At 76.3% G+C, this 14,981-nt stretch carries 15 protein-coding genes; 8 read left to right on the forward strand and 7 right to left on the reverse strand.

Annotation, left to right across the window (positions count from 1 at the left end):
• The first annotated feature begins 18 nt into the window (after positions 1-18).
• Positions 19-1,266 carry a signal recognition particle-docking protein FtsY gene (ftsY, locus tag ACI78S_RS12230; protein WP_456973563.1) on the forward strand — a complete coding sequence of 416 codons (1,248 nt, stop codon included), beginning with the start codon at positions 19-21 and terminating at the stop codon, positions 1,264-1,266.
• Positions 1,267-1,343: 77 nt separating this feature from the next.
• On the opposite strand, the gene ACI78S_RS12235 is transcribed toward ftsY, so the two are convergent.
• From ACI78S_RS12235 to ACI78S_RS12250, 4 genes are read right to left on the reverse strand one after another with little or no spacing between them, the layout of a single operon-like run.
• On the reverse strand, positions 1,344-2,093 hold the full coding sequence (locus ACI78S_RS12235; protein WP_456973565.1) for an energy-coupling factor ABC transporter ATP-binding protein: 750 nt from the start codon (positions 2,091-2,093) through the stop codon (positions 1,344-1,346).
• Positions 2,090-2,872, reverse strand: a complete 783-nt coding sequence (gene cbiQ, locus ACI78S_RS12240; protein WP_456973567.1) for a cobalt ECF transporter T component CbiQ — start codon at positions 2,870-2,872, stop codon at positions 2,090-2,092. Before cbiQ ends, ACI78S_RS12235 begins: the two co-directional genes overlap by 4 nt.
• Before the next feature lies 1 nt (position 2,873).
• Entirely contained in the window at positions 2,874-3,194 is a 321-nt protein-coding gene (locus tag ACI78S_RS12245; protein ID WP_456973569.1) for a PDGLE domain-containing protein, read from the reverse strand.
• On the reverse strand, positions 3,191-3,898 hold the full coding sequence (locus ACI78S_RS12250; RefSeq protein ID WP_456973571.1) for an energy-coupling factor ABC transporter permease: 708 nt from the start codon (positions 3,896-3,898) through the stop codon (positions 3,191-3,193). Before ACI78S_RS12250 ends, ACI78S_RS12245 begins: the two co-directional genes overlap by 4 nt.
• A 353-nt stretch (positions 3,899-4,251) precedes the next feature.
• On the opposite strand from ACI78S_RS12250, the gene ACI78S_RS12255 reads away from it, so the two are divergent.
• The 6 genes from ACI78S_RS12255 (at position 4,252) to ACI78S_RS12280 (ending at position 11,517) form a co-directional block, all read left to right on the forward strand.
• Positions 4,252-5,616 (forward strand): ammonium transporter, encoded by a 1,365-nt coding sequence (locus ACI78S_RS12255; protein ID WP_456973573.1) that lies wholly within the window; start codon positions 4,252-4,254, stop codon positions 5,614-5,616.
• Positions 5,613-5,951 carry a P-II family nitrogen regulator gene (locus ACI78S_RS12260; protein ID WP_456540269.1) on the forward strand — a complete coding sequence of 113 codons (339 nt, stop codon included), beginning with the start codon at positions 5,613-5,615 and terminating at the stop codon, positions 5,949-5,951. The genes ACI78S_RS12255 and ACI78S_RS12260 overlap by 4 nt, the downstream gene beginning before the upstream one ends.
• A 50-nt stretch (positions 5,952-6,001) precedes the next feature.
• Entirely contained in the window at positions 6,002-8,422 is a 2,421-nt protein-coding gene (locus ACI78S_RS12265) for a [protein-PII] uridylyltransferase (protein ID WP_456973575.1), read from the forward strand.
• A gap of 101 nt (positions 8,423-8,523) precedes the next feature.
• Entirely contained in the window at positions 8,524-8,709 is a 186-nt protein-coding gene (locus ACI78S_RS12270; protein WP_456973577.1) for a hypothetical protein, read from the forward strand.
• A gap of 145 nt (positions 8,710-8,854) precedes the next feature.
• Positions 8,855-10,438 carry a signal recognition particle protein gene (gene ffh, locus ACI78S_RS12275; RefSeq protein WP_456973579.1) on the forward strand — a complete coding sequence of 528 codons (1,584 nt, stop codon included), beginning with the start codon at positions 8,855-8,857 and terminating at the stop codon, positions 10,436-10,438.
• Complete coding sequence (locus ACI78S_RS12280) at positions 10,435-11,517, forward strand: amidohydrolase family protein (protein WP_456973581.1); 1,083 nt, start codon at positions 10,435-10,437, stop codon at positions 11,515-11,517. The genes ffh and ACI78S_RS12280 overlap by 4 nt, the downstream gene beginning before the upstream one ends.
• A gap of 19 nt (positions 11,518-11,536) precedes the next feature.
• On the opposite strand, the gene ACI78S_RS12285 is transcribed toward ACI78S_RS12280, so the two are convergent.
• From ACI78S_RS12285 to ACI78S_RS12295, 3 genes are all read right to left on the reverse strand, one after another.
• A complete protein-coding gene (locus ACI78S_RS12285; RefSeq protein ID WP_456973583.1) occupies positions 11,537-12,100 on the reverse strand; it encodes a hypothetical protein in 564 nt (187 codons plus the stop codon).
• An 88-nt stretch (positions 12,101-12,188) separates the two neighbouring features.
• Entirely contained in the window at positions 12,189-13,439 is a 1,251-nt protein-coding gene (locus ACI78S_RS12290) for a sensor histidine kinase (protein WP_456973585.1), read from the reverse strand.
• Positions 13,436-14,146, reverse strand: a complete 711-nt coding sequence (locus ACI78S_RS12295; protein ID WP_456973587.1) for a response regulator transcription factor — start codon at positions 14,144-14,146, stop codon at positions 13,436-13,438. The genes ACI78S_RS12290 and ACI78S_RS12295 overlap by 4 nt, the downstream gene beginning before the upstream one ends.
• 104 nt (positions 14,147-14,250) lie before the next feature.
• On the opposite strand from ACI78S_RS12295, the gene ACI78S_RS12300 reads away from it, so the two are divergent.
• Positions 14,251-14,880, forward strand: a complete 630-nt coding sequence (locus ACI78S_RS12300) for a hypothetical protein (RefSeq protein ID WP_456973589.1) — start codon at positions 14,251-14,253, stop codon at positions 14,878-14,880.
• Positions 14,881-14,981 lie beyond the last annotated feature (101 nt).

Here is a 14,981-nt window from a genome sequence, read left to right on the forward strand (position 1 = left end):
TGCTGGGAGGATCGGGGCATGGAATTCGTGCTCATCGCGATCGCGATCCTGGTGATCGCCCTGATCGCCGGGGTCGGCCTGCTCATGAGCCGCGGCCGCAGGACCACCCGTCTGGACGACGACGCCGCGAGCGGCACGACGCTGACCCGGCCCCGCCCACCGCAGGCGCCGCCGACCGAGCGGCCGTCGGGGGCGACCGCCGCGCCGCCCCCCACCCGCCCCGCCGACCAGGTCGCGCCCGACACCGTGCAGCCCGAGGCGGCGCCCGAGGTCGAGCTGCCCCCGGCCGAGCCCGAGCCGGGCCTGGTCTTCGAGACGCCGCTGCCCTCGGCCGGCCGCCTGGTGCGGCTGCGCTCCCGCCTGGCCCGCTCGCAGTCGTCGCTCGGGCGCGGTCTGCTCACCGTGCTGGCCCGCGAGAAGCTGACCGAGGACGACTGGGAGGAGGTCGAGGAGACCCTGCTGTCCGCCGACGTCGGCGTCGCCGCGACCACGCAGATCGTCGAGCGGCTGCGGACCCAGTCGATGGTGCTGGCCACCGCCTCGGGCGAGCAGCTGCGCGACCTGCTCGTGCGCGAGCTCACCGCCGTCCTCGGCCCCGACCTCGACCGCTCCCTCGGCGTCGACCGGCACGAGGGCAAGCCCGGCGTCGTCCTGGTCGTGGGCGTCAACGGCGCCGGCAAGACGACGACGGTCGGCAAGGTCGCCCGGGTGCTCGTCGGCGACGGCAAGAGCGTCGTCCTCGGCGCCGCCGACACCTTCCGGGCCGCCGCCGCCGACCAGCTGGAGACGTGGGGCGAGCGGGTCGGCGTCCTCACCGTGCGCGGGCGCGAGGGCGGCGACCCCGCGTCGGTGGCCTTCGAGGCCGTGCGCACCGGCATGGAGGGCGAGGTCGACACCGTCGTCGTCGACACCGCCGGCCGGCTGCACACCAAGTCCGGCCTGATGGACGAGCTGGGCAAGATCAAGCGGGTGGTCGAGAAGCAGGCGCCGGTCACCGAGACGCTGCTCGTGCTCGACGCCACGACCGGCCAGAACGGCGTGGTCCAGGCGCGGGTGTTCACCGAGGCGGTCGACGTCACCGGCGTCGTCCTCACCAAGCTCGACGGCACGGCCAAGGGCGGCATCGTCATCTCGGTGCAGCGCGAGCTCGGCATCCCGGTCAAGCTCATCGGGCTCGGCGAGGGGCCCGACGACCTGGCGCCGTTCGAGCCGCGGGCGTTCGCCGAGGCGCTGGTCGGCGGCGCCGAGACCGACCGGGCCGCCTGAGCGCACCGCCGTCCCGCCGAGGAGGCGACCGGTGCGCGCCGGCACGGCGGGCGCGGGGTGCCTCCTCGGCGGGACGGCTAGCGCAGCGCGCGCGGGTCGACCCCGTACGGCAGCTCGAGGCGGTGCGCCGCGAGCAGGTCGGGGTCGGCCAGCAGCTCCCGCGTCGGGCCGTCGGCGACCACGACGCCGCCGTCCAGGACGACGGCGCGGGGGCACAGCTGCAGGGCGTAGAGCAGGTCGTGGGTGACCATCAGCATCGTCACCGGCAGCGCCTCGAGGACCTCGGCGAGCTCGCGGCGCCCGGCCGGGTCGAGGTTGGACGACGGCTCGTCGAGCACCAGGACCTCGGGGTGCATCGACAGCACCGTGGCGACGGCGACCCGGCGTCGCTGGCCGAACGACAGGTGGTGCGGCGGCCGGTCGGCCGACCCGCTCATGCCCACCTGCGCCAGCGCCGCCGCCACCCGGGCGGCCACCTCCGGCTCGGGCAGCCCGAGGTTGCGCGGGCCGAAGGCGACGTCCTCGCCGACGGTGGGCATGAACAGCTGGTCGTCGGGGTCCTGGAACACGATGCCGACCCGCCGGCGGACCTCCTGCAGCGCCGGGCCCTCCACCGGCAGGCCGGCCACCTCCACCCGCCCGCGCCCGCCGCGCAGGATGCCGTTGAGGTGCATGACCAGCGTCGTCTTGCCGGCGCCGTTGGGCCCCAGCAGCGCCACCCGCTCGCCGCGCTCGATGCGCAGGTCGACGCCGTAGAGGGCCTGGTGCCCGTCCGGGTAGGCGAACGCGAGGTCCTCGACGAGCAGCGACGGCGGGGAGGTGCTCACCCCCACAGCATCCCCGCCACCAGCACCGCCGCGGCCGCCGCGGGCAGGGTGAGGGCGGTGAGCCAGGCGGCGGCGCCGGCGGGCGCGGTGGGGCCGGTGGGCAGGCGCCCGGTGTACCCGCGCGACAGCATCGCCAGGTGCACGCGCTCGCCCCGCTCGTAGGAGCGGATGAACAGCGACCCGGCGGCCGGACCCAGCACGCGCAGCGCGCCGAGGTGCCGGGCGCGGAAGCCGCGGGACTCGCGGGCCACCCGCATGCGGCGCAGCTCGCCGCCGACCACGTCGGCGTACCGGACCATGAACATGAGGATCTGCACCAGCACCGCGGGCAGGCGCAGCCGCTCCAGGCCGCGGACCAGCGCGCGCGGGTCGGTGGTGGCGGCCAGCACGGTGGCGGCGAGCACCGACAGCGTCGCCTTGGCCAGGATGCCCCCGCCGGTGGCCAGCCCGCTCTCCGACAGCGACAGCCCGGCCACCTCCACCCGCGGCCCGCGGGCGACGAACGGCAGCAGCAGCGCGAAGAGCAGGAACGGGATCTCGACGACCAGCGCGCGGGACAGCCGCCCCGGCCGCACCCGCGCGACCGCGGCGACCGCCAGCACGAGGACCAGGTCGGCGGCGTACGCCGCGGGCGCCCAGGCCGCGTGCACGGGGACGGCCACGGCGGCCAGCGCGAACGCGAGGACGGCGACCAGCTTCAGGTGCGGCGGCAGCCGGTGGACGACGGTGTCGTCCCCGGTGGCGGCGGCGCCGAGGACGCCGGCGTGCGCCGCACCCACCTCAGGCGCTGCTGTCGGCCGGCTGCGCGGCGCGGCGCCGGCGCACCACGAGGGTGAGCCCGCCGGCCACGACCAGGGTCACGACGACGCCGATCACCCCGGCCAGGCCGCCGGAGAGCCAGCCGTCCTCGACCCCGCTCACCGCGTAGTCGGCCAGCGGCGAGCCGGCGACCGCGCTGTCCTCGGCGGTGTGCGCGAAGCCGGTCTCCTCGGCGCTGTACTCGAGCCCGTCGGGGGAGGAGCTGGCGTAGTAGCTGCCCACGCCGGCGATCAGCAGGGCGAGCAGGACGCCCGCGATCCAGAAGCCCGTGCGGCCCTTCACCGGGCACCCCCGGTGGCCGCCGGGGCGGCGGGCCGCTCGGCGAGGGCCAGGTCGCGGCGCAGGTGCCGCGCGCCGTGCACCAGGTCGGGCCGGACGGCGAGGACGGCGCCGAGCACCGCCACGGTGATCGCCGCCTCGCCCAGGCCGATGAGCAGGTGCACGCCGAGCATGGTCGCCGTCACCGTGCCCAGCGGGACGTCGGCGACCGCGCCGACGGCGAACAGACCCACGAAGGCGAGCGCGGCGACGGGCACCGAGAGGAACGCGCCCACGCCGGCCGAGGCCAGCAGCGAGGTGCGGGTTCGGGGGAGGACCCGCACCAGCAGCCGGGCGGTGCCGTAGCCGACGGCCACCGCCACGACCGCCATCAGGGTCACGTTGGTGCCCAGCGCGGTCAGCCCGCCGTCGGCGAAGAGCAGGGCTTGGACCATGAGGACGACGGTCATGCACAGCACCGCCGTCCACGGCCCGACCAGGACCGCGGTGAGGGCGCCGCCGATGAGGTGGCCGCTGGTCCCGGCGGCGACCGGGAAGTTCATCATCTGGACGGCGAAGACGAAGGCGGCGGTGAGCCCCGCCAGCGGGGTGGTGCGCTCGTCGAGCTCCCGCCGCGCGCCGCGCAGCGCCACCGCCACGGCGCCGGCGGCCACCGCGGCCGTCGCCACCGACGTGCCGGCATCGAGGAATCCGTCGGGGACGTGCACGTCGCCTCCTGGGTCGGTGGGGTCTGCTGCGCTCCGACCTTATTGCACATGGTTTGCAACTGCGACGGTCGGTGGGCCGATCGGCGAGCGGCGGATGTGGCGTCGGCCACCGGCCGGGGCCCGCGCAACACGGCTGGAACACAACCGCGGGACACGCGGCGCGGAGTTCACCGTGCCGAAACAGCGCCGCGCGTCCGGACGAAACAGGCCGACGGCACCGTGAACGCCACGTCGCCCCCAGGGACGGGGGCGCCGGTCCCACCCCACCCGTCCCGGTGCGCACGCCGCCCGGGTCCGTCCTCCGTGGCCGGTCGACCAGGACCGGACCACACCGATCCCGTCAGGAGGTTGCCGTGGACACCGGCGACACCGCCTGGGTCCTGGCCAGCGCCGCACTGGTGCTGCTGATGACCCCAGGTCTGGCGCTCTTCTACGGCGGCATGGTCCGCGCGAAGAGCGTCCTCAACATGATGATGATGAGCTTCGGGGCCCTCGCGCTGATCGGCGTCCTGTGGGTCCTCTACGGCTACTCGATGGCCTTCGGCGACGACGTCGGCGGCGGCCTGCTGGGCAACCCGTTCGAGTTCTTCGGCCTGTCCGGCCTGCTCGGCACCGAGGGCATCGACAACGGCTTCGCGGCCAGCGAGCTGGTCTTCACGGTCCCGTCGATGGCCTTCGTCGCCTTCCAGGCCATGTTCGCCATCCTCACGGTGGCGCTGATCTCGGGCGCCGTCGCCGACCGCGCCCGCTTCGGCCCGTGGATGGTCTTCGCGGGCATCTGGGCCACGATCGTCTACTTCCCGGTGGCGCACTGGGTCTTCGCGTTCGACGGCGCGGAGTCCGAGACCGGTGGCTGGATCGCCAACAGCCTGCTCGCGATCGACTTCGCCGGTGGCACCGCGGTGCACATCAACGCCGGCGCGGCGGGCCTGGCCCTCGCGCTGGTGCTGGGCAAGCGCCGCGGGTTCGGCCGCGACCCGATGCGGCCGCACAACCTGCCGCTGGTCATGGCCGGCGCCGGGCTGCTGTGGTTCGGCTGGTTCGGCTTCAACGCCGGCTCGGCCCTCTCGGCCAACGGCCAGGCCGCCGAGGTCTTCGTGACCACGCTGGTCGCCACCTCCGCCGCGGCCCTGGGCTGGCTGGCCACGGAGAAGATCCGCGACGGCCACGCCACCTCGCTGGGTGCGGCGTCCGGGGTCGTGGCCGGCCTGGTCGCGATCACCCCGGCCTGCTCCTCGGTCACCCCGGTCGGCGCGATCTTCGTCGGCCTGATCGCCGGCGTCCTCTGCGCCCTGGCCGTGGGCCTGAAGTACAAGCTGGGCTACGACGACTCGCTCGACGTCGTCGGCGTCCACCTCGTCGGCGGCCTGTGGGGCACGCTCGCGGTCGGCCTGTTCGCCTCGGCGGCCACCACGGCCGGCGTCGACGGGCTCTTCTACGGCGGCGGCATCGACCAGCTCTGGCGGCAGGCCGTCGGCGCGATCGCCGTCCTGGTCTTCTCCTTCGTCGTCACCTTCGTCATCGGCTTCGTCATCCAGCGGACCATGGGCTTCCGGATCTCCGAGGAGGACGAGGTCACCGGCATCGACACCGTCGTGCACGCCGAGTCGGGCTACGACTTCGCGTCGCTCGGCGGCGGTGGGGGAGCATCGGTGGTCGGCCAGGCGTCTGCCATCCCCGGCGGCGCGACCCGTAGCACGGAAGGGGTCGGAGCGTGAAGCTCGTCACCGCCATCATCAAGCCGTTCAAGCTCGACGACGTGAAGAACGCCCTCGAGCTGATCGGGATCGCCGGCCTGACGGTCAGCGAGGTCCAGGGCTTCGGCCGCCAGCGGGGTCACACCGAGGTCTACCGCGGGGCGGAGTACCAGGTGGACTTCGTGCCGAAGGTCCGGATCGAGGTCGTCGTCAGCGAGCTCGACGCCGCCCGCGTGGTCGACGCCGTCGTGGAGGCCGCCTCCACGGGGCAGATCGGCGACGGCAAGGTGTGGGTCACCACGATCGACGAGATCGTGCGGGTCCGCACCGGCGAGCGCGGGGACGACGCGCTCTGAGCAGCGGCTGAGCACACCCGTCGGCCGGGGCAGCGGGGCCGGGGCGGTGGGTGACCGACACCGCCCCGGCCGACGCACTTCCACCGGAGCTGGACCGGTCGCGCAGAGGGGACGACGTGCTGGACATCGAGGCGCTGCCGGGGCGGTCGCGCGCCGAGCGGGTGCAGGCGCTGGACTCCTGGCTGACCGGCCTGCTGGCCGACGCGGTCGCGGGGACGCCGCCGCCCAAGCAGCGCAAGGGCGCCGCGCCGCCCCGCTCCGGTACCCAGGGCCTGGCGCTGGTCGCCGTCGGCAGCCTGGGACGGCGGGAGCTCCCGCCGCACGGCGACCTCGACCTGGTGCTGGTCCACGACGGCCGCCCCGAGATCGCCGCCCTCGCCGACGCCCTCTGGTACCCGATCTGGGACGCCGGCCTGCGCCTGGACCACTCCGTGCGGTCGGTGCCGGAGGCGGTCTCGGTGGCCTCGGCCGACGTCAAGGCCGGCCTCGGGCTGCTCGACGCCCGCCTCGTCGCCGGCGACGCCGAGCTGGCCGCCGGCCTGCGCGCGGCGACGCTGGCCAGCTGGCGCTCCTCGGCCGCGAAGCTGCTGCCCCAGCTGCGCGACCTGCGCCGGGGGCGCGCGCGCCAGCTCGGCGAGCTGGCCTTCCTGCTCGAGCCGGACCTCAAGGAGGCCTACGGCGGCCTGCGCGAGGGGCAGGTGCTGCGCGCGGTGGCGGCCGCCCAGCTCGCCGACGAGCCCACCGCCGAGGCCGAGCAGGCCTACGCGTTCCTCCTCGACGTCCGCGACGAGCTGCGCCGGCGCAGCGGCCGGCCCAGCGACGTCCTGGTCCGCCAGGAGCAGCGGCCGGTGGCCGACGCGCTGGGCCTGGCCGACGAGGACGCGCTGCTGCGCGAGGTGAGCCTGGCCGGCCGCCGGCTCGCCTTCGTCGCCGACGAGACCTGGCGGCGGGTCGACGCGGCGCTGGTCCGCCGGCCCCGCGGCCGCTACCGGCGGGTCCGCCGCGAGCCGCTGGCCGACGGCGTGGTCCGGCAGGGCGACGAGGTCGTGCTGGCCCGCGACGCCCGGCCGGCCGCCGACCCCGGCCTGCTGCTGCGCGCCGCCGCGGCCGCCGCCCGGGCCGACCTGCCGCTGTCGCCGTACACGCTCAAGGTGCTCGCGGTGCACACGCCGCCGCTGCCGGAGCCCTGGCCCGCGGAGGTCCGCTGGTCGTTCCTGCGGTTGCTCGCCAGCGGCCGGCCCGCGGTCGCCGTCCTGGAGCAGCTCGACCAGGAGGGCCTGCTGGCCCGGCTGCTGCCCGAGTGGGACCGCGTCCGGTCGCTGCCCCAGCGGCACCCGTGGCACCGCTTCACCGTCGACCGGCACCTCGTGGAGGCCGCCGCGGCCGCCGCGGAGCTCACCCACGACGTCGACCGGCCCGACCTGCTGCTGGTCGGGGCGCTGCTGCACGACATCGGCAAGGGCTGGCCCGGTGACCACAGCGTCGTCGGGGAGCCGATCGCCGCCGGGATCGCCGCCCGCATGGGCTTCACGCCGGCCGACGTCGCGACGGTCGGCGCGCTGGTGCGGCACCACCTGCTGCTGCCCGACACCGCCACCCGCCGCGACATCGACGACCCCGCCACCGTCGACCGGGTCGCCGACACCATCGGCCGCGACCCCGCGGTGCTGCAGCTGCTGCACGCGGTCGCCCAGGCCGACGGCGCGGCCACCAGCGCCTCGGCCTGGTCGCCGTGGAAGGCGCACCTCGTGGCCGGGCTGGTCGCCCGCGTGCAGGCCCGCCTGGGCACCACCGCGGGGGCGCCGGAGCCGGTGCTGCACCCCACCGAGCCCCAGGTCACCGCCCCGGTCCCGGGACCGCGCGGCACCCGCGGCAGGCTCACGGTCGGGGTCCAGGACGTCGCCGACGGCCAGCAGGTCACCATCGGCGCCCCCGACCAGCACGGGCTGTTCAGCGTCCTGGCCGGGGTGCTCGCGCTCAACCAGCTCGACGTGCGGGCCGCGAAGGTCTCGTCCGAGGACGGCGCGGCGACGGCGGTCTTCGCCGTCCGGCCCCGCTTCGGGCGGGCGCCGGTGCCCGAGATCCTGGCCGACGGGGTGCGCGCGGCGCTGGAGGGCACGCTCTCGCTGGCCGACCGGCTGCGGCAGCGCGAGGCCGACTACCGCCAGGACGCCGGCCGCGGCGCACCGCCGCGGATCTCGTGGCACGACTCCGAGGTCAGCGGCGTGGCCACCGGCATCGTCGAGGTGCGGGCGAGCGACCGCGCCGGGCTGCTCTACCGGCTCACCGCGGCCATCGCCGACGAGGGGCTCGACGTCACCTCGGCGCGGATCGAGACGTTCGGCGCCGACGCGGCGGACAGCTTCTACGTGATCAACCCCGAGGGCGGTCCGATCGACCCGGAGCAGCGCAAGCGGGTGGAGGCGGCGCTGGTGGACGCCGCGAGCGGGGCGCCGGCCGACGTCCCCTGAGCCGACACGCCGGGTGAGGTCCTGCGGACTGTCGGTGCCCCGTGCGACCGTCGGGGGAGCGGGACGGAACGGTCCCGCCTGCGACCTGGGGGGAGAGCCTCGTGGAGACCCGGACCTGGCCCTGCCCGTCCTGCGGCGAGGACCGCGACTTCGTGCAGCCGCCGTGCGTCGACGGCCACACCGACGACGGCGCGTGCCCCGAGTGGGCATGCGCCGACTGCGGCACCGCGCTGGTGGTGGGCGACGTCGTCCCCGTGACGGCGGTGCCCCTGAGCCGCGCGGCCTGAGCCAGGCCCCGCCGCCCCACCGCTCGCGGCGGACCCGGCGGCCGGGGCGCTCCAGCGCGTCACCCGGTGCCCGGGGAGAGGCCACTACCCTGGGTGCAGGAGGCGCGGCCGCGCCGTGCCCTGACTTCTCCTCCGAGGACGTGCTGTGTTCGAGACGCTCTCCGACCGCCTGGACAAGGTCTTCACCGGCCTGCGGGGCAAGGGCCGGCTGACCGAGGCCGACATCGACGCGACGGCGCGGGAGATCCGCATCGCGCTGCTCGAGGCCGACGTCGCGCTGCCGGTCGTCCGGGCGTTCATCTCCGCGATCAAGGAGCGGGCCCGCGGGGCCGAGGTCTCCCAGGCGCTCAACCCCGCCCAGCAGGTCATCAAGATCGTCAACGAGGAGCTCATCGCGATCCTCGGCGTCGAGACCCGCCGGCTGCGCCACGCCAAGACCTCGCCGACGGTGATCATGCTCGCGGGCCTCCAGGGCTCGGGCAAGACCACCCTCGCCGGCAAGCTCGGCCGCTGGCTGAAGTCGCAGGGCCACACGCCCCTGCTGGTGGCCGCCGACCTGCAGCGGCCCAACGCCGTCAACCAGCTGTCGATCGTCGCCGGCCAGGCCGGCGTCGACGTGTTCGCGCCCGAGCCCGGCAACGGCATCGGCGACCCGGTGCGCGTCGCGGCCGACTCCATCGAGCACGCCCGCCGGACCATGCACGACGTCGTCGTCGTCGACACCGCCGGCCGCCTGGGCATCGACGCCGAGCTGATGCGGCAGGCCGCCGACATCCGCGACGCCGTCCACCCCGACGAGACGCTGTTCGTCGTCGACGCGATGATCGGCCAGGACGCCGTCACCACGGCCGAGGCGTTCCGCGACGGCGTGGGCTTCTCCGGCGTCGTCCTCACCAAGCTCGACGGCGACGCCCGCGGTGGTGCCGCGCTGTCGGTCCGCTACGTGACCGGCCAGCCGATCATGTTCGCCTCCACCGGCGAGAAGCTCACCGACTTCGACGTCTTCCACCCCGAGCGGATGGCCTCGCGCATCCTCGGCATGGGCGACGTGCTCACGCTCATCGAGCAGGCCGAGCAGGCCTTCGACGCCGAGCAGGCCGAGAAGATGGCCGGCAAGCTCGTCAGCCGCGAGGGCTTCACGCTCGAGGACTTCCTCGAGCAGATGATGGCGATCCGCAAGATGGGGCCGATCGCCAACCTGCTCGGCATGCTGCCCGGCGCCGGGCAGATGAAGGAGCAGCTCAAGCAGGTCGACGACCGCGACCTCGACCGGACGGCGGCGATCATCCGCTCGATGACCCCCGAGGAGCGGGTCAACTCCAAGATCATCAACGCCTCGCGGCGGGTGCGCATCGCCAACGGCTCCGGCGTGAGCGTCACCGACGTCAACCAGCTGCTGGAGCGCTTCGCCCAGGCCCAGAAGATGATGGGCCAGATGGCCGGCAGCATGGGCCTGCCCGGGATGGGCCCCATGTCGAAGAAGGCCCGCGGCCGGCAGATGCAGGCCCAGTCGAAGAAGGGCAAGAAGGGCAAGGGGAAGGGCAGGAGCGGGCCCGCCCGTCGGCCCATGGGCGCGCCCGGCGGCCTGCCGGGTGGCTTCCCGGGCGGCAACGGCGGCTTCCCCGGCGGGCTGCCGGGCGGCATGCCCGGCCTCCCGCCCGGCCAGGGCCTGCCCGATCTCTCCAAGCTCGACTTCGACCAGTTCAGGGACGACCGGCCCGGCCGGTGACCACCGGCGGCCTGCACCTCGCCGGCGTCGTCCTCCCCGAGGGCGAGCACCGCGACCTGTGGGTGCGCGACGGGCGGATCACGTTCGACCCGGTCCCGGGCGCGGAGACGGTCAGCCGCGGCGGCTGGCTGCTGCCCGGGCTGGTCGACGCGCACTGCCACGTCGGCATCGGCGCCGGCGGCGTGCCCACGGAGGACCCCGCGCAGCTGCGGGCGCAGGCGCTGGCCGAGCGGGACGCCGGCGTCCTCGCGCTGCGGGACTGCGGCTCGCCGGTCGACACCCGGGTCCTCGACGACGACCCGGAGCTGCCGCGGATCATCCGGGCCGGCCGGCACATCGCCGCGGTCAAGCGGTACATCCCCGGCCTGGCGGTGGAGGTGGAGCCGGCCGGGCTCGCCGACGCGGTGCGCACGCAGGCCCGCCGCGGCGACGGCTGGGTCAAGCTCGTCGGTGACTGGATCGACCGCGGCGTCGGCGACCTGGCGCCCGAGTGGCCGGGCGAGACGGTGGCCGCGGCGATCGCGGCGGCGCACGCCGAGGGGGCGCGGGTCACGGCGCACACCTTCGGCACCGACGCGCTGCCCGGCCTGATCGACGCCGGCATCGACTGCATCGAGCACGGCACCGGGCTGACCGAGGAGCTCATCGGCCGCATGGCCGCCCGCGGCACCGCCGTCGTCCCGACGCTGGTCAACGTCGAGAACTTCCCCGGCTTCGCCGCGGCGGGGGAGCGGAGGTTCCCGGCGTACGCCTCCACCATGCGCCGGCTGCACGCCTCGGCCGGGGCCGTCGTCCGGGCCGCGTTCGACGCCGGGGTGCCGGTGTTCGCCGGCACCGACGCCGGCGGCGGGATCGCCCACGGCCGCATCGCCGACGAGATCCGCGCCCTGGCGGCGGCCGGGCTGCCCGCCGAGGCGGCCCTGGCGGCCGGCTCGTGGGCCGCCAGGGACTGGCTCGGGCTGCCGTGCCTGGAGGAGGGCGCGCTCGCCGACGTCGTCGTCTACGACGCCGACCCGCGGGCGGACCTCGACGTGCTGGCCCGCCCGCGGCTGCGGGTCCTGCGCGGGCGCCCGGTCTGAGCGGGATCGCCGGCGCGGCTCAGACCGCGACGCCGGCGGCGATGCAGGCGTCGCCGAACGTGGTGATCGGCTGGTCGAGGATCGCGATCGCGTCGAGGAGCGGGGTGCCCCCCTCGACCTCGTCGATCACCTCGTCGGTGGCCGCGGAGACGTCGTCGGCGGCGGCGAGCAGGGCGGCGTCGGCGTCCTGGTGGTCCTGGGGCGCGTCCCGCAGCAGCTCGAGGAGCGGCACGATCTCGGCGGGGTCGATGTTGCCGTTCTCGTCGACCCCGAACAGCGCGAGTCCCACGTAGCCGTACCAGCCGGCGACGGCCTGGCAGAGCCCGGCGTCGCCGGGGACCCCGGCACCCGGGATCGGGAGCTCCTCCCCGCCGGTGCCGGTGGCGGGGGTGCTCGGCTCGGTCGGCTCCGGGGTCGCGGTGGCGCCGGTCTCCTCCACCGGCGGGTCCGCGGGCTCGGTGGCCTCGGCGGCGGTCGTCTCCACCGGCTTGGCCTCCGCCCGCACCGTCGTGGAGCAGGCGGTGAGCGTCAGGCCGGCCGCGGCCACGAGGGCGAGGGTGGCCGACCGTCGGGGGGTGCGCATGGGGTCTCCGTTCCGCGTCGGAGCCGCCGGGTGGCGGCTCGCTCGGGAACACCGTCCCCCGACCCGCTTGGCCGGCACTTGCGCCGGACTAGGCCGGCGGCCCAAGGACCAGGGTCACCTCGGCGCCGGTGGGGGACGACGTCACGCGCAGCCCGCCGCCGGAGCGCTCCGCCGTCCGCCGCGCGATGTCCAGCCCCAGCCCGGTGGACCCGCCGCCGCTGCGGCCGCGCTCCACCGACTCCTCGCGCAGACCGGGCCCCGAGTCGGCCACGGTGAGCTCGGCGCCGCCGTCGGGGCGGGCCACCACCGCCACCCGGAACCCGGTGCCGTCGGGCGTGTGCGCGAAGACGTTGCCCAGCAGCGCGTCGACGGCGGCCCCGAGGTCGCGGTCGGCCACCCGCACGGGCAGCGGGGCGTCGGGGAGCTCCAGCCGCAGCGCGCGGCCCTCCTCCTCGGCGAGCACCGACCAGAAGGCGACCCGGTCGGCCACCACGGTGGTGACGTCGGCGGTGGCGCCCAGGCCCTCGCGGACCGGCCGGCGCGCCTCGGAGATGATCTCGTCCACCGTGCGGGCGAGCGCGTCGACGTCGTCGAGCACCCGCTCGCGGTCCGCCGGGGGCAGGGCCTCCGCGTCCAGCCGCAGCGCGGTCAGCGGGGTGCGCAGCCGGTGGGCGAGGTCGGCGGCGGACTCCCGTTCGGCGGCGAGCAGCTCGCCGATCCGGCCGGCCAGCCGGTTGACCGCCGTCCCCACCTCGCGGACCTCGGGGGGACCGGCCGGCTCCACCCGGGCCGAGAGGTCTCCGCTGCCGAGCCGGTGCGCCACCCCGGCCAGGTCGGTGACCGGCCGGGTCAGCGACCTGGCCAGCCGGTCGGCGACGAGCAGGGCGAGCAGGAAGAGGACCAGGCCCAGGCCGGCCAGGACCAGCCAGGTGCGGGGGACGCCGGCCCGCAGCTGCGCGGTGGGCACGAACGCCTCCACCACCGCGGTGCCCTCCACCCGCCGCACCGGCTGCACCAGGGTCGTCCCCTCGGCGGAGGCCACCTCGGTGGCGGTCTGCGGGGTCACGTCGTCGGGCGTCCTGCCGACCGTCCCCAGCCACGTGCCGTCGGGCCAGCGGACGGCCAGGCGGCCGCTGCCGTCGGTGCCGGCCAGCGCCGACTGCACGTCCGGCCGCTCGTCGAGCCCGACGCTCGGCACCAGGAACTGCAGCTGCTGGCGCGCCGAGTCCAGCGCCCGGGCCTCGGCGACCCGGGCCACCAGGGAGGCGGCGGGCAGCAGGAAGGCCAGCAGCACGACCGAGGTGGTCGCGGCGACCAGGAGGGTGATCCGCCGTCTCACGGCGCGGGCTCGGCCCCGGGCTCGCCGTCGGGCTCGGAGAGGCGGACCCCGACGCCGCGCACGGTCTGGATCAGCCGGGGCGCGGCGGCCGACTCGCCGAGCTTGCGGCGCAGCCACGACAGGTGGACGTCGACGGTCTTGTCGGAGCCGCCGTAGGGCAGCTGCCACACCTCGCGGAGCAGCTCGCGCTTGGGCACCACGGTGCCGACGCGCGCGGCGAGGTAGGCCAGCAGGTCGAACTCCTTGGGTGCCAGCTCCACCGGCCGGCCGGCCAGGGTCACCCTCCGGCTGCGCGGGTCGACGGTGAGGTCGGCGACGGTGACCGCCGCGGGCCCGCTGTCCCCGCCGCCCGCGCGGCGCAGGACCGCCCGGATGCGCGCCTCGAGCTGCCCCGCCTGGAACGGCTTGAGCACGTAGTCGTCGGCGCCGGCGTCCAGCGCCGAGACGACGCTGCCGTCGTCGTCGCGCGCGGTGGCCACGATGACCGGCACCGACGAGACCGCGCGCAGCATGCGCAGCAGCTCCGCGCCGTCCAGGTCCGGCAGCCCGAGGTCGAGGACGACGAGGTCCGGTCGGGACTCGACGGCCTGCTGCAGACCGCTCATCGCGGTGCCGGCGGAGCTCACGGCGTGGCCGCGGTCGCGCAGCGCCCGGATCAGGGCCGTGCGGATGCGTTCGTCGTCCTCGACGACCAGCAACTGGGCCACGGTGCGGAGGCTAGGGCGCGGCCCGGGCCGCGGGGGAGAGGTTCGGCCGGAGCATGACCCTTCCTTGGGATGGGCTTAACCCCGGCGCCCGCAGGCTCTGCCCCATGAAGCGCACCCTGGGTCTCGCCGGCGTCTGGCTCGCGGCCGTTGCCGCCGCCGTCGGCGTCGGATTCCTCGCCGTGTCCCTGGCCGACGCCGCCGAGCCGGCCGCCAGCAGCGTCAGCGTGAGCCCGGCCGGGACGGGGGCGGCGACGTCCCCGTCGGCGGCGTCGGTCACGCCGAGCGCCTCCCCGCCCGCCGTCCCGTCGGGGGAGCAGGTGACCGCCGGCGGCACCGTGCTCGCCTCCTGCGTCGACGGCGTCCCGCAGCTGGCCGGTGCCCCCGCCGCCGGCTGGTCGGTCGAGCACTACGCCGACCACGTGGAGTTCGAGAGCGCGACGCAGAAGGTCGAGGTCTACGTGACCTGCGCGTCCGGCTCGCCGCAGTTCTTCGTCGAGACCGACGACGAGGGCCGCGACGACGACTCGCGGTCGTCGTCCTCCTCGTCGCCCGCGGCCACCCCGTCCTCGTCGCCGACCGCCTCGTCCTCCAGTGGCGGGCACGGCTCGGACGACCCGCCCGGTGACGACAACGGCGGCGACCGCGGTGGCCACGGGTCCGACGACCCGCCCGGTGACGACAACGGCGGTGACCGCGGCGGCGACGACGACAGCGGTCACGGCTCCGACGACTGACCTGGTCCCCCGGGGGGGGGGGGGGGGGGGGGGGGGGGGGGGGGGGGGGGGGGGGGGGGGGGGGGGGGGGGGGGGGGGGGGGGGGGGGGGGGGGGGGGGGG

The organism is Geodermatophilus sp. SYSU D00815 (genome assembly GCF_054050035.1).

Bases quoted from the DNA above. Each gene is read 5' to 3' on its own strand.
- ftsY (WP_456973563.1), top strand. From the start codon at position 19: ATGGAATTCGTGCTCATCGCGATCGCGATCCTGGTGATCGCCCTGATC.
- ACI78S_RS12285 (WP_456973583.1), bottom strand. From the start codon at position 12,100: ATGCGCACCCCCCGACGGTCGGCCACCCTCGCCCTCGTGGCCGCGGCC.
- ACI78S_RS12300 (WP_456973589.1), top strand. From the start codon at position 14,251: ATGAAGCGCACCCTGGGTCTCGCCGGCGTCTGGCTCGCGGCCGTTGCC.